Raw genomic sequence first — 18,400 nt, forward strand, 5'->3', positions numbered from 1 at the left:
TAAGTGTATGTTTATGTCTCTTTGTATTACAATCCATCTTTTATTCCATAACGAGGTGATTCATTCATGAAGGGAACACAGCAGCAAGGTGGGCGCTTGTGGGTAACTATCGCTTTAGGCGGCGGTGCCATATTGCTTGCAGCCAGTATTGTGAATTCACCGGGGGCCGCGTTTGAGGCTTCACTTCAGGGCCTGACTTTATGGTGGAGAATCGTATTCCCGGGACTTCTGCCATTCCTGGTCCTGTCTCAAATGCTGGTTGCATACGGATTTGTCCATGCTACGGGCGCGCTACTTGACCCCCTGCTGCGAAAAGGACTGGGGGTACCCGGTGTTGCCGGCTGGGTAATCCCTTTCGGCCTTATAGCCGGCTTTCCAGCGGCTGCCGAGGCATCTGGCCAGCTGTATACAGGTGGCAGGATTACAGCCAGGCAGGCGGAGAAATTAGCTGCGGCCGGGCATTTTTGTAATCCCATGCTGATTATAGTTGTTGTGGGCACCGGCTTTCTCCACAAGCCGGGACTCGGTCTGCTTCTCGCAGCTGTACATGGAATAGCCGGCATCGCTGCTGGCTTTACTCTTCATAAGCTAATACTTCAGAGCCGCAGGGATTTATACCAGGCAGGGCCCGAGCCCGTGCGTACCGGCTCAAGATTACAGCAAATAATCCACAGTATTGAAGAAGCCCGCCGGTTAGACGGGCGCAGCTTCGGCAAGTTGCTAGGAGATACAGTAGCTTCCGCAGTTCAAACGTTAATGATGATCGGCGGGTATATGCTGATTTTTGCGGTAGTTATACGTATGATCCAGTTCCATATTCCCGGCATAGGCCCTTCCTTTATACTCCCAGGGCTCTTTGAAGTTCATTTGGGCACATATGCAGCAGGAACCTCTTCCATCCTCGCCCCGGCGCTGCAAGCAGCGCTCCTGGGTGCGATTCTGGGATTCAGCGGGCTCTGCTCTTATCTGCAGGTTCGTGCCATACTTAGACCAGCCGGGATTGGCACAGGCGGATTCCTGCTTACCCGGGTTTTGCATGGAATCTATGCATATGTACTAACACTCCTGCTATGGAAGCCACTTCTGAAGCTCTTTCCAGGAGCTGCCCCTGTCTATGGAGAAATAAGTACTGGCGAAAAGTCAGGATACTCCATCCTTCAGCTTCCGAGCTGGGCCCAGACCTTCTCTCTGATGGAATGGCAGTTCACGATCCTGTTGTTCATCACAGCCTGTCTGATGCTGTTCGCCATCCTTTGGCGCTCTCGTAACCCAGTATCCCGTTAGGACTTTATCCGGGCATTTGGAGCAAACTTCTGTCTCAAGGCTTCCTCAACCTCTGGAAGAACCAAATCTACGACTTCCCCCTGAAACCGGGCGATTTCCTTCACCACGCTGGAGCTTAAGTAGCTGTATTTCGGATTCGTCATCATAAATATGGTCTCCACTTCACTGTTCAGCTTGTGATTAATGGAGGCCATTTGCATTTCATATTCAAAGTCCGTCACGGAGCGTACGCCTTTAACAATGACGTGAGCCTTTTTCTGCACCATATAGTTCACAAGGAGATCATTGAAGCTGTCCACCTCAACATTTGGCAAGTCCTTCGTCGCCTGCTGAAGCAGCTCCTTTCGCTCTTCCATGGTAAAAAGCGGATTTTTGCTCGAATTGTTAAGGACAGCTACAATTAAAATATCGAACTGCCTGGCGGCCCGCTGGATAATATCCATATGTCCCATAGTGACTGGATCAAAGCTCCCTGGGTACACCGCAATTCTCAAGTTTTTGTTATTATCATTCATGCTGTTCTTCCTCCTGTCCTGCCTCTTCCAAATTCACGCCCGAATCATACTTGTACACCGACACTGCCGTCTCGCCGTATTCAGCTTTACGTACACGTGTGAAATTGCCAAACCTCTCCGGATACTCATAGGAAGATTCATATTCCAGAACAATTGTGGCGTTGTCCTCCAGAAGAGCCAGCTCATCCATCTTGTTCATCAGCTTGTCCCCATGCTTGAGGCGGTAAGGAGGGTCCAGAAATACGAGGTCAAAGGAAGTCTCGCGTCTCGCCAGTGCCTTCAAAGCCCGCTCCGCGTCATTCTTGTACACCTCGGCTTTATCTTCCATGCCCGTCGCTTTGAGATTAGCTTTAACAACCTCCAGACTCTTATATTCAAGATCTATAAATACCGCACGCTCCATCCCCCGGCTTAACGCTTCAATCCCGAGCCCCCCGGTTCCTGCGAATAGATCCAATGCTCTGCCGCCATCAAAATAAGGACCTATCATACTAAAGATGGCCTCCTTCACTTTATCCGTGGTCGGCCTTGTCCCTGTGCCAGGCACAGCTTTAAGCGGTCTGCCCTTGGCAGTTCCTGAAATTACGCGCAATTTCGTGTCACACCCTATCCTTCGTCACAACCGTGTCGTTTTTTATGACGATATCGTACCATACTCCTACCTGAATTGAAAAACTCATATAAAGGATCCGCTGCCCCGAAAACTTCAAAACAGTGCATACCAAGTTCCTTCATTCCGGATGCAATATGTACTGTAACAAATTCATCAAGCTGGCTTTAAAAAACTCATGGGTATCCTCTCCAATAAGAGAATCTCCTTTCAACCCCTTAACTAATTGGGAATTCCCCCTTTTTTTGTGACATGAGGGTATAAAAGCCGCGGATGCGGGCACAATAAAGATATCGACATCACCAAATGTCGTAGACAACCGCGGAGAAGACTTACGTTTCCCCATAAGCTCTTCGTCCGGTTTCTCCTCTCCCATGAGGGTGCTCAGAAATGAGCACCCAATTTTTTTATCTTACAAACCCTTTAATACCAAGCCTTTCTCGCTACAATATCGACAATATTAAGTGAGTCAAAATCGCCTTTGTAGACCATTTGTAGACCAAACTGATAACAACAGTTAATAAAGGATAACAAAATACACAAAAGCCCTCGGATCATTCCGGGGCTTTTGTGTATTTTCTTTCTATTATAAGTGCTTTGGCTCCAACGATGTTTGATGTCTCCATATAATACTCATGAGTATCTGTAATGGTAGTTATAATAACGTAACAAGGTGAAGTGAAGTTTTTTGAATTCTTAATTATTAATTCTCTAGCCTCCAAACGTGAATTAATCGACTCAGCAGTAATTCTATATGTCTTCATCGACAATCTGCCCCTTTGTGTTTTCCCATGAGGTATTAAAGAAATTGAATCCGTGGTACAATTTACCGGAATCACCGCCCTTTGAAAGGAGTATATGTAGGTTGGTAAAGTTCTCCCGAGGGAGATGCTTACTTGCCGATCTAATTGACTCACGCGGATGGACATATGAAAAGTACGCGGAGTTATCAGGTCGGTCAGCTCGTATGATTTCATATTTTTGTCGCAGCGAAAGAACTATGCTCCCGGAGGATATTTACACGGCCATGAACATATTCAGCTGCACAATAGAAGAAGTATACGAGTTCAATGAGCATAATGCGGAGTGATCTTCCGTGCTCCCCTGGGATGTTCCGAACAATTTGTTCTGAACTTTGCTAAATTGTAATCCTTAAAACAAAATCTGTCTGTCACATTTTGTCGATTGTCTATGTGGTAAAATATTACTAATAGTTCGTCCAATAATCTGTATTCCTCGTGCTTGGTTGAATTACTACTGCCCCTCTCTCCCATCCCTCGATAATCACAATACTCTGCAGATCATCTTTATCTTCCCACGCTATGTAATTGTCCTTCTCAAGCCCTTGGAGGCCTTCTCTGACCTCCTGTGACCTATGTCGACCTGTAAGTCTCATTAACGTTTCTAAGTCCGGCATTACCCTATATTTAAGCGAATAGTTATATAAGATCCGCAGCAGCTTACGCTCGAAATCAGACAGCATTACGGATCACCTTCAGCGCACGTGGTTTACCTTCCTCGCGTTTAATGAACCCCTTTTTCTCTAGCCGGTCAAGATACCCATGTATGGTCGAAGATGAAGCAACTCCCATTATGTCAGCCAGCTCCCTGTTAGTCGGTGGGTAATTGTGTTTAGTTGTAAATACCTGGATATGCATAAGCGCCTCAGCTTGTCTTTTGGTCAATGTGTTCATATGTCCGGGCCTCATTTCCTGTTTTTCACATATTATAATACGAACAAATGTTTGTTTCAAGCTTGAATTTGTATGAGAATTGGATATAATACAAACAAACGTTCTTATTTAGAGGTGAAGACGATGCCAGCTGTTAACCACACTCCCCAAGACTTGTCATATGTAAAACTCTACTTGACCCTCCCTTTGATCTTAAGTGCGTTCGAACGTGACAAAAAAATAATTGAAGCTACCTTTAAGACACCGCTACCTTACACGGAGCTTATCAACGATGCGATCAATCGTGTGGAAATGGAGATAAAAGAGGTACGCCGGATGATGCGTACCCTTGGGATAAAGGTCTATGAGGAGCGACTTACAGCGAAGGGTATTGAGGCTAAGTATCTCTGCCGAGGGTATCAGCACAGCTTCAGCATGCTCACTTCTTTTCTGGCCGCTGAGAGTAGTGTCCTAATGGAGAAATACTTAGGAATAGATGTCATAGCGAAATACATAAATCGATACGATCCCAGTAACATACCTAGTGGTAAGGTCACGGCAAATCACCTTAATGTGTGACACCTTATTTTCAATAAATTTAATAGTATTATTTTCCTACTTTTGGTAGACTTACTTTGTTAAACTTTTTTAATATTTAGGGGGATTTAAGAAAAATGAAAAAAGGCTTGATCGCTTTAAGTACACTAGTTTTATTAGCTGCTAGTGGATGCTCTTCAACAGATAATTCGGAACTGACAAAAAAGATATCCACCTTGGAGGCCGAGATAAACACTCTCAAGTCCGAAAACAAAAAGTTAAAGGAGGCATCTTCCTCTAACTCTGCTAAAACTGAGACCCAGGTTAAGTCTGAGACTGTTATGGAAACAGCGGCAGAAGAAAAAAGTCCTTCGTTAACAAAGGGTAAGGCTTTAACAATAGACGGAATTGCAGAGTTCACTGTTTTAAAGTCAAGATTTAGCAAGAAGGTTGAGCCATCCTCACCAACATCCGTGTATACATATTATGAAGCTAAAGGATCGGATACTACCTATTTAGTACTTGTTACTAAGATCAAAAATTTAGCTGACTCTGGAAAAACGGCTGATGAAATTGTTAACGCGAAAATTAAGTACGATGACAAGTATGAGTATACTTCCTTTACGGTCATTGAAGAAGATAACGGGGCAAACTTTGACTACACAACTATAAGTCCTATAAGTCCTTTAAGTTCGAGTAAAGTTCTGTTTTTGGCCGAGGTGCCGAAAGAAGTTGAAAGCAGCAATAAGCAGCTCACCGCTGAAGTATCCGTAAATGGAGTAACTTATCAATATAAAATCAGATAATTGGCACAACCTAAAAAGACCACTTTGGCTATTCGGCCTCTGTGGTCTTTTGCAGGATAATCCCTGACGAATGAGGAATTACATCGTAAGGAGTTGATAAGATGATTACCGAAAATGACCGGGCCGCCTTACAGGCTGCCATTGACCGGGGCGAAACAGTAACTATTGTACATATGGATGAATCCGCAACTGGTATACCTAGTTGGGGAGAGGATCGGAGCCGGGTAAAAATTAAGACCGGCGAAGGCGCTGTATGGGTGCCGCTGGATGAGATTAAGCATGTAACGAGGATAATACAGTTAAACGCAAAAAAGGACCTTACCAGCTCATAGTCGGCGGTTTTTTTTAAACCCGAGAGCAATTAACTCCCTGGGATTTTATTTATAAAGAATGATTCGTATAGTTAATTTTACCTATAAATGATAATATTTATTTTGTATGACTTTTAAGAAACAATATACATAATTTGAAGGGTTGGTATTAACAAAGATGAAAAAACGTATTAACCTGGCACTAATGATGCTATTAATGGTAGTACTATTAAGCGGGTGCCAGCTTACTGATCACTACTCAGATAAGACTAAGCTTGTATTTTTCTCTGGTTCTTCAGGGGAAACGAGTTCGGATATTCACGCCGAAATAATTTTCTCTAACTCAGCCGAATCAGAACGTAATACAATGTTCTTAGTAGCCGAACGAGATCTTCAATATCATTGGAAAGCCGCAACTGAGCTAAGTGGTACAGGAAATATAGCTTATAATGTATCCTACCTCTTAAATTTACCAGCAAAACTGTACCGAAACATTCAAGCTGATTTAGGAATAGGTAAGTACTTTAACGAAAGCTCAATGCACTCTACAGGATTGGACAAAAAGGTTGATAAAACGGCTTCTATAGCTGCTCCTATTGTTCTAATAGTTATGGATGTACTTTACGCTATTGTAGGTCTCTTCGGAGCATTCATAATGCTTATCTTTGGAACGTTAACTGGACTTCTATACCATCCTATAAATACATTCAAAGATATACCGGGGCTCCTAGTAGGCCTAGTCAAAACAATCTATTATGCCGTAGCGCATTTCTTTTATTGGTAAGAAACATAGAAGCCCAGAGTGCAATTAAATACTCAGGATTTTTGTATTAAATAATACTATTTATCTATAAGTAGAAACTTAGTATTTCCACATATCGCTAAATTAGGACTTATGGTGTAGAATCTACTTAACAAATAGTGGAGGTAGACACATGGTTCCTATTCCTATTTATGTTTACACTGATTATGAAAATTTTATGGATCAGATAGACAAAGACTTTTTGCCCAAAGCAATTGAAGCGCAAGCTTCGAATAAAGCTGGAGTCGAATTTATTTTCGGCAGTGATCACATCCGAAATTCTACCCTTGTTATAGCACGCAATTTAATAGATTACCTTAACAGTAATAAAGTGCGAATTGCTGCATCAGGGCATGGAGAAGCTTTGAATTATGCCAAACGATTGAATTTTTTTGATGACTTTTCTGGCGCTACCTACTCTTTTGAAAAGCGTAACCCCGGAGGACGATTTTTAGAATTAGAAAAAATCGATTCTCATGATACAAAAGTTTCAGGCAAGGTCGAACGTGCATTGTATGATTATTGCGCTCTTGACGGTGTTTTTATTTCAGAAGAAGCATACGATATAATCACATACTCTATCGGAGAACTCATAAGTAATGTTAGAAGGCATTCAGGCTCCCGCGGAAGAGTGAGTTTTCAATATTATAAGAAGTCCGGGATCAATACAATCACCGTTTCCGATGTAGGTGTAGGGATACCAAGTACCCTTCGAAAAGGTTTATACGAAGGAGAAATCGATGAACTCTTGAAGATGAGTATCCAAAAAGAAGTAACTTGTTCACGGATTTCTACGTCATATGAGAGTAGATCACCAGGAGTTGGTTTATATAATATTTGTAGACTTGCTGAGAGTAATTCAAATTGTCTAGTGACAATTGTATCTAATGGATATAAAATGACAATAAATGAATTTAACCCAATTGAGTCACCACAAATCACGAAACTAAAGGGTTTTTTTCCAGGAACTCAAGTTATGATACATATCAACAATAACATCGATGTTTCTCTCGATCAGATCCTGGAAAGAGCAACCCCTAAGCTTTCCCTTTTATAATTTAAAGGAGGATAACGCTATGATGATTAATCTAATTGAATGGGGAACTGTCCTGAGTGAACGAGATCTTGGAGCGGAGATAAGAATGTCTATAACGAAGCATATAAGGTCTAACAGTAAGGTTACAGTTGATTTTACTGGGATAAGGATGATCAACTCATCGTTTGCTGATGAAGTGTTTGCAAAGCTTGTAAACGACCTCGGACTAGAAGCTGTTCGTGAATCTTTGATTATCACTAATAATAAACCTGTTTTAAAAACGATAATAAATGAAGCTATTGCTACTCGAATGGCATTAGTAGTCTAAAAAAACCACCCGCCAACAACATTGTTTGGTCGGGTGGTTTTTAATGAACTGGATATCTTTATTTACTGATTTTTTGTCGTCCCATTCCTCTTACTAAAAGCCAATTCAAACAAACCAGTAGCGCTCAGTCCAGCCATTCCCCCAGACCATAGCCGCATAGTTAAGTCCAAATCGGTAAACGGGGAAGCAAATGCACCGATGATTAGGCCTATCACCAAGCCGATTAACGGCAGGCGATTCTTCTTAACATTTACCGTTTGCTTAACGAGCTGAACTCCTGCCAACACAAAAACAGCCAACACTGAAGCGAAGGCCAATACTGCTGTTAAATTAACATTATCCATTAGTGTTTATCCTCCGCTCTTGTAATCAGTAAACCGCCACGGTAAAGGACGGTCAGTACCCGGTAAAAGTCCTCGCTGCCACCCTTTGGCGTATCGATCAGCCCAGCCGCTTGAGCAGCTTGTACAGCCTTCTCGGCCCATTTAGGTATTTCCATGCTGTTCTGTTTTTCCAGCGCCTTAATACGGTCTGCTTGTGCCCTAACTGTGGCCTTAAGCTCGTCAAACTCTTTCTTTTCTGCTGCTGTCATAGCGTCATCATCTCCCAATGGTTTAGTAATTACATGCAAAGAATCCAGCTTCTTATCTGTGCCATAGCCTTTGTACTGGTACTCCAGATGGGGTTTGTCCCAACTCCCCTTCCAGTCGCCACCCCATTTAAAACCAAGGCGTTTGGCTTCGGCTATGGCCTTCTGGATGTCTGGTCGGAAATAGGCGTTATAATCAACCCAACCAGCTACAGTCACGGGCACAAAGTCCAGAGCTTGCCCTACAAGATGCCAACTCTTCATGGTTTGGCTCGATCCGTTCTTTACGTACTCAGCCTGCTTCTCCTTCGTCCGGATCGTTTCTGTAATCAGGATATCTATGTTGTTATCTAAGCAAAATTGATACCATTTATATGCTACTGCCCGAGTATTAGGAGCAAGTCCATCCAATGCAATTCTATTGCGCTTGTCATATCTCATTTTTACAACCTACCTTCCACTGACGCTTGGTTAATATAGAACGCTCAATCCTATATTTACTTAAGTACATTTCCGTTCTCGCCCTTTCGGTCAACTTTGCGCAGATAGATAAACAAGTCAAACCGTTTGGTATATGTGAGCACGGCCAATATGACTAGCCCTAATGTAGTCCCGATCTGGGCAATGGTCCAGGCGTACAGCTGCAGCGTCTGCATTAAGACTGTTTCAGCTCCAAGCAGCTTACTTGCCCGGATCCAGAGGACAGTCAACATTTTGAACGTATATGCACCCAAAAAAAAGAGCATCGCCAGCATAAACGCACTGACAACACCCGCTTTAAACCGCTCTTTGAAATACTTCCGATGAGCTCCGATTATATAAATAGCACAGACAACGGCGACAACGTACAGAGATATTAAAATAAGATCAATTACCATGTTGTTCCCCTCGATCGTATACAAGATATTTGGCGAAATGGTTCCGTGCAATCTCGGCCTGTATTTCATGAGATAGATCCCGATAACGGTTAATAGATAAAGATACGCTACTGGAGGCCTGAATCAGTTCGCTCTCTTTGTTACGATGCCGGGGGAGTAGTCGGTTAATCCATTTACTCAACACGATCTTCATCCCCTGTCCTCGTTTTTATCCTTCTTTAAGTTCTTAAACACCTCAAGGACTGGACCCCACAGTTCCTCGCGTTCTTTATCTAAAATTCCTTGCAGCCGGTCCCTGTCCTCTTCGGCCTTGTCCAGCTGACTGCGCGGCACCAAATCACCTTTTATAATCATACGGACAAGTACAGCCAGGACGATCAGCAAGATAAACGTCAACACCACGGCCAGGCCGTACTTTTCCGCGAGTGGCAGCAGCTTTTCGATATCTGACATTTCAGCTTGATTCATCCCCCGCGCTCCCCTTTCTCTCTAAGTAAAAGAGCCCCCGGGATCCCGAGGGCATAAAAAATACGCCTTTCGGCGCTGTCTGTGTCTGCTATTGCACTGTACCGTTAACAACTTCAGTAACAACTTCTTTGAGGTTAAACAGTTTTGGTACCTGATCAGTGGTGTACGCTCCTGTCAATACAAGGCCCACCCATACCTTTACTAGTCCACTATCCTTAGTGTATGTCATGCTCTCTCACCTCCTTTCTCAGCCCATCATGGCTGCCAAAGTCATTGTTAGATCGGCCACTGCCTGTTTCAATTCATCCACCTCTTGCTTCGAAACAACATTAAGCTGGCGCACAACTTCCACCCAATATGGTTTGTTATCCTTTAGCCTTAAATAATAATCATAATTTGGCTTATTCTCTGTTTGAGGCAATCTATCTACAAGATAACCAACCCCATCACCAAGCAAACCGCGCGAAGTCAGTCCCTCAATTAGATTCGGATTAGACGTCAAAGTCTCTGGATTGTAATGAATTGTAGATACCAAATACTCACCCTCAGTTGTCGGAATTAATCCGGTTAAAAGTATCATTTCCTCATATCCTCTCTTTAGTTAGTCGTAAAAACAGCCCATTTAAGACCAAACATATAAGTACTGCTGGAACCAGATTTAACATCAATGCTTTTACCATCAGCAGAAATAGATAAATCAACAAGTCCGTTTGCGGATGCAGAAGATCCCATAAAAGTATCAGGTGAAGTTGAAATTATATCACTACTCCCACCAAGAGAAACTGTCACAGGTTGCACAGTCCTTCCAGCAGCAGTCAACAGTGTATCTATATTTATAGTGAATGTTATTGTGGGAACCAGATACTTTAACTTCCACCCTCTAGTTGGCTGTGAGTTAAATTGAGTGCCGTCAGTTGTTATCATGATAAAAGAAGGTAACTTACTACATGGAATAGTTGTAATTAATGCCGAAATATCATAGGAAGCACCTGCACTATTTGTTCCATCTGTTCTAGGGTTAGTCCAACTGCCTTCTTGTTTCACCATATTGGTAAACCTATCTGCAATAGCTGTGCCAGACTTGACTCCATCTTCTGTTCCTACCGTGAAACCAGTTAATACCTGTGCCGGACCTGCTGTGCCATACTCTCCCCCAGCCCCATCGATCCGATTACTATCTAGCCCATATCCATCAATCTTCGGCATCCTAGCTCACCTCACGGCCGCTCATGTAATAGGTAAGAGCGGAAGCTGTCCCTGCCAGTCCGGTAATTGTCTCACCTGCATTCAGAATCTGATCCAAAAACGGAATGGTGATGGAGTCTTTAGCTTTAATGGTGTGCTGATAGATTACCTCCGTCCCTGCCAGCAGGAGCGTAACCGTGGCATCAGTGGCCGTCTTGTTGCAGATGGTCAGTGCCTTTAAAAAAGTTGTAGTGGATGCCGGCACAGTGTACAGTGTGGAACTGGCTGTGCTGAATATACCTTTAGCTAATCTTTTACTTACGTCTGGCATTTATAGAGCCCCCCATCTTTTTGATGCTGCAATTTGGTCATTTACATACTGCGAGGTGGCAAACCCCTGACTTTGTACCGATGCCATAAACGCATCCCACTGTTGTTGGAATTTGGCCGTATCAACCCGGATCAAAGAGTTAACCAATCCGCAAACGTTGTTGTCCAGGCGCTCGTCTGTGATGTTGCCCGAAAGCACTATCGTGGAGTTAGCTTTAACCCTCACTTGAGCCAATGAGATATCATATATAGTCCCTGATCGGACGAGTGCTGGAGCCGTAGGACTTGACCCCGGTATACCCTGCACTACAAGGGCTCTGATGTTCCGTACAGGCGTTGATGTGTCCAGCCTCAGTATTATTCGGTCAATCCTGTCTTGGGTTGTAGCAGGGACCACAGGGAGGACAAGAGAAGAAGAATACACTTTGTATACATATCCATTAATCCAAGCATAGCCGGGACTAAGAGATACATTAGCATCCGTACCCGTTGCGGATACATTGAGGTACTGCCCTCCATTAAAAACTCCATTTGTAACAAACAGCGCAAAGTATTCTGCGAAATCCCGGGCCGGGTATTCTCGTATATCTTCAGCCGTACTATCAAAAAAGCCTGATTGCTCTGGCATCGCTTATCCACTCCTTTTTACATCTGATCTTAATTGCTTCATGAACTGGGTTATGGTTGGGATCTCGTCACCTAAGGCGATTTCCAGTTTGGATGCAGGCTCATAAATCTCCTTTACCTCTGTCACTCGGCTGTCCATGGTAAGACCCCACTTATTGTTCTGGAGCGTTACCTTGTCGCCAAGATCCCAATCTTTCTCATAGCGAAAACTCCCGGTACTGAGAATGAGTCCATTGAACGTCTGGATCCGGCTTAGGTCAGAAAGCTTTTGATCTCCTAAGCTGGTAAGCTCCACGGCATCCTCAGCACTCGAGCAATCCAAAAACACCTCACGCCGATCCAATCCGGATGAATCACCGACCATCTGGATAAGACGATCTTCTTCTTCGCCTTTTCCTCCGGCATATCCTACATTTTTATATTGCAACCAGCTGTCTACGTAATCTTGAGACTGGATGTTATCGAATTCATGGCTAAAGATGACCGGAGGGAGCACATGTTGGCTTGTGGTCAAATCCCTTCCCGGTAGCACATCAAAGACCCACTTCTTTGTTACAAAGTCTAGCGCCACTTTCCAGCCGATATCGCACCATTCAGCTATTGCTTGGACAACCTGGTCCAGCTGCTCATATCGACTTTGCCATGGTGTGTATTTGCCACGGGCTTGATCTGCTGCCACAGCAAAAAACGGAATCTGACGCTTGGCATATATGCCTGTTGCGTAGTCTCCGTTTCCTAAGTGGTTATTTACGTAATGTTTGAGGACCGTTTCTGCCGGGCCTTTTACTCGGTCATAGGTATCTGATACCGTAACCCTCTGATCAAGCACACCGCCCAGCGTAGGGCCTCTGACAATCAAAGTCTCAATACCTTTGTCATCTTCGGTGATTTGCCTATACCGGATAATGCCAGACTTGTGAGGTTGGTTATTTATGACAATAACCCGGTCCTTGATGAGCTCATCCGTGTATCGCTTGCCAATGTGGATATGAAGCTCAAATTCCCCGGCCCGATAATAACGCCGTGTGAGTTGCAAGCTCTCGTAGTTGTCGATTTCGCCTTTAAGGTTAAAGTTTGTGTCCAGGATCCGTACTGATGGTCCACTCATGATTCACCCCCCTTATCCGCCAAGGTACCGGTTATACCAGTATATTGTCACCGTGGCCGCTTGCTGATCGCTGTCCTTGTCGCTTCCGTACCTAAGCACATTCAGCCCAGATTCAAGTTGGAAGAAGGTACTGCCCAGGTCAATCCAGTGCAGCACATTGGTCCGGCTCCCATCGGCATTCAGCACCTCTAGGCGTTTTTCTCCAAAGGCAGTGTTAATGATAAGTGTGTCTTCCTCTTTCAACTCATAATTAATCTTGATGTACTCTCCCGTTGTCTCATTACTCACTACAGGGTTAGTTGCTGGTCCTTTATACTGGATTTCCACCGGGGTATCCACGTCTCCAGTATTAATAAAATTACCTTGATATGCAGACAATGCAAACCTAGTAGGTAGCCTCCATGGGAATGTCATTCCTCCAGCTTCAAATCGCAGCCTTTTCACCGTTTGGTTTTCATCACGCCAGTAAGGATCCGGTGCAATAAAATTTATGGTAAACAAATTAGCATGCACGTACCGTTCTCCAAATACCGGACCTTCTTCAGCAAAGGCAGTGATCGCATAGCTCCTTGAGGAGTTGGTATACACTAGCTTCCCAGGCCCGAGCTTGTTGTTCAGAATCCTGGTAAGTTCTCTTCTACGGTCATATAAATCCTGCTGATTTTTTGCGTTTATAAATCCTTGGATCGGGATACTCCGGTCTGTAAGTTGTGTATCCACAAAGCTACTACCGTCTTGATAAGGTGATTTCGTACTCTTTATATCTGCTGACACGTTTCCAGTACCCTCAATTTCTTGTAACACAAAAGCCCCGGAGCTGCCGAACACAATCGACTCACCACGAGGATTAATAAAAGTCACTTTTTGCAATTCGGCACCTCCTATACTTTTAATGCAAGCTGTTGAGCCGTTTTTGTTGTTGCTCTGGTTACATCAGATGGAGAGGTAACAGGACTATTGAAAGTGTTGTTAACAACTACCTTCCCTGTTGTCTCAAACACCTTGCCGGCTGAACTTGAGGAATTCGATCTATTGGACGCTGTAGCTTGAGCTGCCGCAGCCGCTGCGTTCATTGCTTCAACTGCTGAGCTACGAGCAGCATCTATCTGAGCATTTACATTCGCAATCATTGCAGCAATCTCGTCAACTTTCGGTTTAAATCCAGCAACCAATTTATCACCCAATGTCTGACCGGCAATCTGGTAGCTATCACCAAAGTCATTAAGCAACTTCAGTATGTCTTTCTGCTGATTATTGATAATCATTTTTTCAGCTTCTGCTTGTAGACTCTTAGCCTCAAGAAGTTTTGCGTAATGCGCCTGAGTATCACTAAGTTGCTGATCTAATGAAGCCTTCTGAGCAGCATAGATGGAATTGATATTATCTTGCTGAGCCTGGTACTCAGCTGCCATGATTTCTTTCTTCTCGGCCAGCTGGTCTTTTATCGCTTGAGTCTCCTTGGATATCTTGTCCTTAAGCTCCTGCTGTTCGGACTTCAAAGCATCTTTGGTATCCTGCAACTGCTCCTGACGATGACGCTCATTCATGTCAGCAATGACCTTGTTCAGTTCCTTTTGAAGCTGACCCTTGTTAAAATCATCGTGTTCATAATCGATCTTGTCTTGGAGTTGCTTGATTTTCTTCCGGTCAGCAGCGTCTAGATCTTCCCGGCTTCGTTGTGTTTCGGCTTTATCCAGAGCATCAAGCGTTTTTTGTATTGCGTCAATCTGAGCATTGTAGGTATCATTGATTCTCTCTATCTCAGCATCAGCGGCCTTTTGGGCAGCATCCACCCGGGCATTATATACCGTTTTGATAGCATCAAGTTGGTCATTCTTCCACTTCTCATTCTGTTCTTGTGCATCCTTAATACTTTGCTCAGCCGCTTGCTTCTCAGCCTGATACTTGGCTTTTAAAGCGTCCTGAATTCCCTTGGAGAGATCGTTGATGCTGTCAATCTGTGCTTTGCGTTCTTTCTCCGCATACTCTTTCTGGAGAGATAAACGATCGTTTGTCTGCTTTCGAATCTCCTCAGTTATTTCTTTTTCAATCTTGGATTTTTCCGCAGCAGTATAACGGCTATCCGCTAGCACAACCTCAAGGTAATGTTTGTTAAGATAAATCTGCTCGTTATAAAGCTTGTCCTTTAATTTAAAGGCTTCTTCATCGGTCAGATTTTCCCGAGCCATACGGTTCTCATACTCAGCCTGTAGCTTTTGGCTGGTGTATTGTACAACGTCAATCCTCTTTTGCTTGTCTGCTTCAAGCTTGCGCTGGGTAGCTTCCCAGATCTTATCGTCCAGGTCAGCACGCTCTTCAGCCGAATTTGCATAAGCCTTTTTAATCTGCTGGAGCCGGGCGATTTCTTGCTCTACAGTTAGATTCCCCATCTGCTTCTGTCGTTCATAATCCTTAAGAGATCGGTCTAAGTTGTCATCACCCATTTGTTTCTTTACAGCATGGATCTTCTCTTCCACAGCCATACGTTCATCCGCAGTTTTAATATACTTGGCACGGATAGTCTCAAGCATTTGTAATTCTTGAGCAGAGGTTAGTTCATCCATCGCCTTCAAATGCTCTAGTTTTTTGTATGCTTCATCTAGAGGTTTGTTTTCGTACGCCTCTACCTTAGCCTTCTTTGGAGCTTTAGCCTTCTTTGCCTTCTTATCACTACTCACATCAATTACAGGCACCTTAGGAACTTTGACCTCGGGAAGCTTGATGTCTCCCGGCTTCATGTTTGCCAGCGCCTGCAAACTTGCAGCTTCACCTCGAAGCCGATCGAGTTCTGAATTCATTCGAGCAACTGCCGCTTGAGCAAGTCCGCTTGCTCCAGTAATCTGAGCTATCCCTTGAGCTATTCGGATAGCAGCCTCTTGTTTAACGATAGCTGTATTCTTTTCCTGCAGGGCTTCCGTTGCCTTCGCTTGAATATTAGCCCATTCCAAAGCTATTTCTCGTTCCTTAACAAGCAGGAGACCTTTTATAGCCTGAACATTCAATCCTGTTGCAGTTACAAACTGCGGAAATTGACTAGCAAGCTCTTTTTGCGCTGCTGTCCAATCCTTGCTACCTTTCTTTGCTGATGCATATGTCTGCAGTAGGTTCTGTGTACTAATAATTTGCTGTTTTTGTCCTGCGATGGTCTTTGCCTGATCATTTATTTCAGATGCAGTTTCTCGTTTGGCATCCTTAATTGCTTTAGAGTAGGTGTTAACAGCACTTTGAAGTTCTTTCATTGATTTAGCAGAAATTTTCCCGTTATCGTCAACGAACTCAAGTGTAATGCCGAATTCCTTGGCTTTCTTCTCCACATCATCTAGACTTGTTCCCAAATCCGATGCTGCGCTATCCAAGGCCAGCACATTGTTGCCCATTTTAGCAGTATCAGATGCTGCAGCTGCTTCAGTCAACTTCTGATATGTAGCTATAAGCTCATTAAGTTTGTCAACTTTTTCTTGAGTCGCAGCTACCTCATCACGAGTAATTCCGTTTTCTTGGACAGCTTGCAAGTCCGCCTGAGCCTTGGCTAGTTCCTCGCTTGCCTGTTTTGCTTCATCCATGCTGTTTTTAATTGCAAAAAAGGCACCAACTGCTACCCCTATAGCTGTTATTGTTAGCCCTATAGGGTTTGTCGCAAAAAACATAAATGCCGTACTGAGCCCCTTTACTAACGGAATAAGCGCGGCAATACTGCTGGCTAATTGCCCTGTAATAATTAGCAAAGGCCCAGCGGCCGCAACCATAGCTACTATTCCGATGATTGTCTTCTGTGTCGAGACATCCAAGCTGGCGAACCACGCAGCTCCCTCTTCAATCGACTTGAATAGCGGTTCGAGTGCATCTAGAGCAGCCATTAATGCTGGTACAAGCTTATCACCAAAATTAATTGCCGCAGCGGTTATCCTATTACCAAGCATTTCAAGTTTTGAGCCTGTCGTTTCATATTTTTGATCAGCTTCTTTTTGTAGGGCAGTGTTTTCGCCCCACGCTTTAGTGCTCAGGTCCAAACTCCGTCTAAAAAGGTCCCCAGCTCCAGAAGCCCGTAAAAGAGCATCCCTCATTCGGATATCCGACATACCGATCTTATCCAGTACAGCGAAGGTATTCTGACCAGATTCTGATACCCGCTTCAACCCCTCGATAAACGATACTAAAGCTCCAGCAGCATCAGTTTGAAAGGATTGCTTAAATTGCTTCGATGTCATGCCAGCAACTTGAGCTATAATTTCTAGCTGTTTGCCCCCAGTCATGACCTGGCTAGCCATATTACTGAGGACTGTTGAGATCGCCGATCCGCCTGCCTCAGCTTCAATACCAACTGAGCTTAGAGCACCAGCTAAACCTAGTATTTGAGCTTCTGATAAACCCACCTGATGACCAGCACCGGCAAGTCTGAGGCCCATGGCAGTTATATCAGATTCAGTCGCAGCCAGATTGTTACCAAGTGCTACGATAGTAGATCCTAGTTTCTCAAAATTCCCCTGCGGCATCTGAGTAATGTTTGCCAAACGTGCAAGCGAAGTTGCTGCTTCTTCAGATGCCATATTTGTTGCAACGCCCATATTTGTCATGACTTTCGTAAAACCCATTAGGGATTCGTTCTTAATGCCCAACTGACCAGCAGCCTCTGCTACTCCGGCGATCTCTGTGGCTGTTGCAGGCATTTCCTTGGACATTTCTAGAATTTCTTTCCTAAATCCCTCTAACTCTGAAGCTGTTGCATTCACAGTTTTTTTGACACCAGCAAACGCAGTTTCAAAATCGATAGAGGCCTTTGAGGATGCCACTCCCGCTGCTACTACCGGCGCTGTAACCATTAGAGCAAGACTCTGCCCAGCTTTACTCATCTTCTGACCTACACTATCCATCTTGCTTGCAGCCACATCAAGAGCAGCATTGGCTTTGCTCCATGCAGATGTTTGTTTCTCTAGTTCTGAAGTGGTTGATTTTAACTCACTGTCCAGTTTGTTATACTGAGTCACTGCCTTATTCAACTTCGCCTCAAGATTTTGCGTTTCTCTTGCATCAGCGCCTTTGGCTGCTACGGCCTCTTGATGCTGTTGCTTTAACTTAGCAATCCGCTGTGCCTGGATCTCCATCTGCTTATTTAGGGCATCAGCCTTTACTTTTAGGCCCTCCTGTGAGTTAGCATGCTCACCAAGTTTTGATGATGCCGCCTGAAACTCCGTCTGGACAAGCTTCATTTGCCGCCCAAGCTCAGCCATTGAACGCTCTACGCCTGTATCATCTATGGAAATCTTCGTGACTAGATTCGATACTTCGATATCATCTGCCATGTAATCACCTCAC

The 18,400-nt window shown here is 44.1% G+C and carries 22 protein-coding genes; 7 read left to right on the forward strand and 15 right to left on the reverse strand.

What is annotated here, in order from left to right; translation table 11 throughout:
• The first annotated feature begins 66 nt into the window (after window positions 1–66).
• Window positions 67–1,284: a nucleoside recognition domain-containing protein gene (locus ACRRNK_RS14570; protein ID WP_433943441.1), complete on the forward strand. Its 1,218-nt coding sequence runs from the start codon at window positions 67–69 to the stop codon at window positions 1,282–1,284.
• Here ACRRNK_RS14570 and coaD read toward each other — a convergent pair.
• From coaD to ACRRNK_RS14590, 4 genes are all read right to left on the reverse strand, one after another.
• Window positions 1,281–1,799 carry a pantetheine-phosphate adenylyltransferase gene (coaD, locus tag ACRRNK_RS14575; protein ID WP_433943442.1) on the reverse strand — a complete coding sequence of 173 codons (519 nt, stop codon included), beginning with the start codon at window positions 1,797–1,799 and terminating at the stop codon, window positions 1,281–1,283. The two genes, ACRRNK_RS14570 and coaD, sit on opposite strands and share 4 nt — an antisense overlap.
• The gene (gene rsmD / locus ACRRNK_RS14580; protein WP_433943443.1) at window positions 1,792–2,391 is read right to left on the reverse strand and encodes a 16S rRNA (guanine(966)-N(2))-methyltransferase RsmD; all 600 of its coding nucleotides are present in this window, start codon (window positions 2,389–2,391) and stop codon (window positions 1,792–1,794) included. The genes coaD and rsmD overlap by 8 nt, the downstream gene beginning before the upstream one ends.
• A gap of 1,225 nt (window positions 2,392–3,616) precedes the next feature.
• Complete coding sequence (locus ACRRNK_RS14585) at window positions 3,617–3,892, reverse strand: hypothetical protein (protein ID WP_433943444.1); 276 nt, start codon at window positions 3,890–3,892, stop codon at window positions 3,617–3,619.
• Entirely contained in the window at window positions 3,882–4,103 is a 222-nt protein-coding gene (locus tag ACRRNK_RS14590) for a LexA family protein (protein ID WP_433943445.1), read from the reverse strand. The genes ACRRNK_RS14585 and ACRRNK_RS14590 overlap by 11 nt, the downstream gene beginning before the upstream one ends.
• A 153-nt stretch (window positions 4,104–4,256) precedes the next feature.
• Between ACRRNK_RS14590 and ACRRNK_RS14595 the strand changes: the two genes are divergently transcribed.
• From ACRRNK_RS14595 to ACRRNK_RS14620, 6 genes are all read left to right on the forward strand, one after another.
• Window positions 4,257–4,661, forward strand: coding sequence for a hypothetical protein (locus tag ACRRNK_RS14595; protein WP_433943446.1), 405 nt, complete (start codon window positions 4,257–4,259; stop codon window positions 4,659–4,661).
• A gap of 95 nt (window positions 4,662–4,756) precedes the next feature.
• The gene (locus ACRRNK_RS14600; protein WP_433943447.1) at window positions 4,757–5,425 is read left to right on the forward strand and encodes a bZIP transcription factor; all 669 of its coding nucleotides are present in this window, start codon (window positions 4,757–4,759) and stop codon (window positions 5,423–5,425) included.
• Between the two features lie 101 nt (window positions 5,426–5,526).
• Entirely contained in the window at window positions 5,527–5,757 is a 231-nt protein-coding gene (locus ACRRNK_RS14605; protein WP_433943448.1) for a hypothetical protein, read from the forward strand.
• A gap of 157 nt (window positions 5,758–5,914) precedes the next feature.
• Window positions 5,915–6,520: a hypothetical protein gene (locus ACRRNK_RS14610; RefSeq protein WP_433943449.1), complete on the forward strand. Its 606-nt coding sequence runs from the start codon at window positions 5,915–5,917 to the stop codon at window positions 6,518–6,520.
• Window positions 6,521–6,671: 151 nt separating this feature from the next.
• Window positions 6,672–7,595 (forward strand): ATP-binding protein, encoded by a 924-nt coding sequence (locus tag ACRRNK_RS14615; protein WP_433943450.1) that lies wholly within the window; start codon window positions 6,672–6,674, stop codon window positions 7,593–7,595.
• Between the two features lie 19 nt (window positions 7,596–7,614).
• Window positions 7,615–7,902 (forward strand): STAS-like domain-containing protein, encoded by a 288-nt coding sequence (locus ACRRNK_RS14620; RefSeq protein WP_433943451.1) that lies wholly within the window; start codon window positions 7,615–7,617, stop codon window positions 7,900–7,902.
• Between the two features lie 62 nt (window positions 7,903–7,964).
• On the opposite strand, the gene ACRRNK_RS14625 is transcribed toward ACRRNK_RS14620, so the two are convergent.
• The 11 genes from ACRRNK_RS14625 to ACRRNK_RS14675 all read right to left on the reverse strand — a co-directional run bounded on the left by ACRRNK_RS14625 (window position 7,965) and on the right by ACRRNK_RS14675 (window position 18,387).
• The gene (locus ACRRNK_RS14625) at window positions 7,965–8,246 is read right to left on the reverse strand and encodes a holin (protein ID WP_433943452.1); all 282 of its coding nucleotides are present in this window, start codon (window positions 8,244–8,246) and stop codon (window positions 7,965–7,967) included.
• Entirely contained in the window at window positions 8,246–8,932 is a 687-nt protein-coding gene (locus tag ACRRNK_RS14630; RefSeq protein ID WP_433943453.1) for a M15 family metallopeptidase, read from the reverse strand. Before ACRRNK_RS14630 ends, ACRRNK_RS14625 begins: the two co-directional genes overlap by 1 nt.
• A gap of 56 nt (window positions 8,933–8,988) precedes the next feature.
• A complete protein-coding gene (locus tag ACRRNK_RS14635) occupies window positions 8,989–9,420 on the reverse strand; it encodes a hypothetical protein (RefSeq protein ID WP_433943454.1) in 432 nt (143 codons plus the stop codon).
• A gap of 138 nt (window positions 9,421–9,558) precedes the next feature.
• Window positions 9,559–9,837 carry a hypothetical protein gene (locus tag ACRRNK_RS14640; RefSeq protein WP_433943455.1) on the reverse strand — a complete coding sequence of 93 codons (279 nt, stop codon included), beginning with the start codon at window positions 9,835–9,837 and terminating at the stop codon, window positions 9,559–9,561.
• 247 nt (window positions 9,838–10,084) lie between these two features.
• On the reverse strand, window positions 10,085–10,417 hold the full coding sequence (locus ACRRNK_RS14645) for a hypothetical protein (RefSeq protein WP_433943456.1): 333 nt from the start codon (window positions 10,415–10,417) through the stop codon (window positions 10,085–10,087).
• 17 nt (window positions 10,418–10,434) lie between these two features.
• Complete coding sequence (locus ACRRNK_RS14650) at window positions 10,435–11,043, reverse strand: hypothetical protein (protein ID WP_433943457.1); 609 nt, start codon at window positions 11,041–11,043, stop codon at window positions 10,435–10,437.
• Window position 11,044: 1 nt separating this feature from the next.
• The gene (locus ACRRNK_RS14655; RefSeq protein ID WP_433943458.1) at window positions 11,045–11,353 is read right to left on the reverse strand and encodes a hypothetical protein; all 309 of its coding nucleotides are present in this window, start codon (window positions 11,351–11,353) and stop codon (window positions 11,045–11,047) included.
• Window positions 11,354–11,980: a hypothetical protein gene (locus tag ACRRNK_RS14660; protein WP_433943459.1), complete on the reverse strand. Its 627-nt coding sequence runs from the start codon at window positions 11,978–11,980 to the stop codon at window positions 11,354–11,356.
• A gap of 3 nt (window positions 11,981–11,983) precedes the next feature.
• Window positions 11,984–13,087, reverse strand: a complete 1,104-nt coding sequence (locus ACRRNK_RS14665; RefSeq protein ID WP_433943460.1) for a siphovirus ReqiPepy6 Gp37-like family protein — start codon at window positions 13,085–13,087, stop codon at window positions 11,984–11,986.
• A gap of 12 nt (window positions 13,088–13,099) precedes the next feature.
• A complete protein-coding gene (locus ACRRNK_RS14670; RefSeq protein ID WP_433946908.1) occupies window positions 13,100–13,948 on the reverse strand; it encodes a distal tail protein Dit in 849 nt (282 codons plus the stop codon).
• Between the two features lie 20 nt (window positions 13,949–13,968).
• A complete protein-coding gene (locus tag ACRRNK_RS14675; protein WP_433943461.1) occupies window positions 13,969–18,387 on the reverse strand; it encodes a phage tail tape measure protein in 4,419 nt (1,472 codons plus the stop codon).
• Between the last annotated feature and the right edge of the window lie 13 nt (window positions 18,388–18,400).

This window comes from Paenibacillus sp. SN-8-1, assembly GCF_050995535.1.
Classification (GTDB): Bacteria; Bacillota; Bacilli; order Paenibacillales; family Paenibacillaceae; genus Fontibacillus.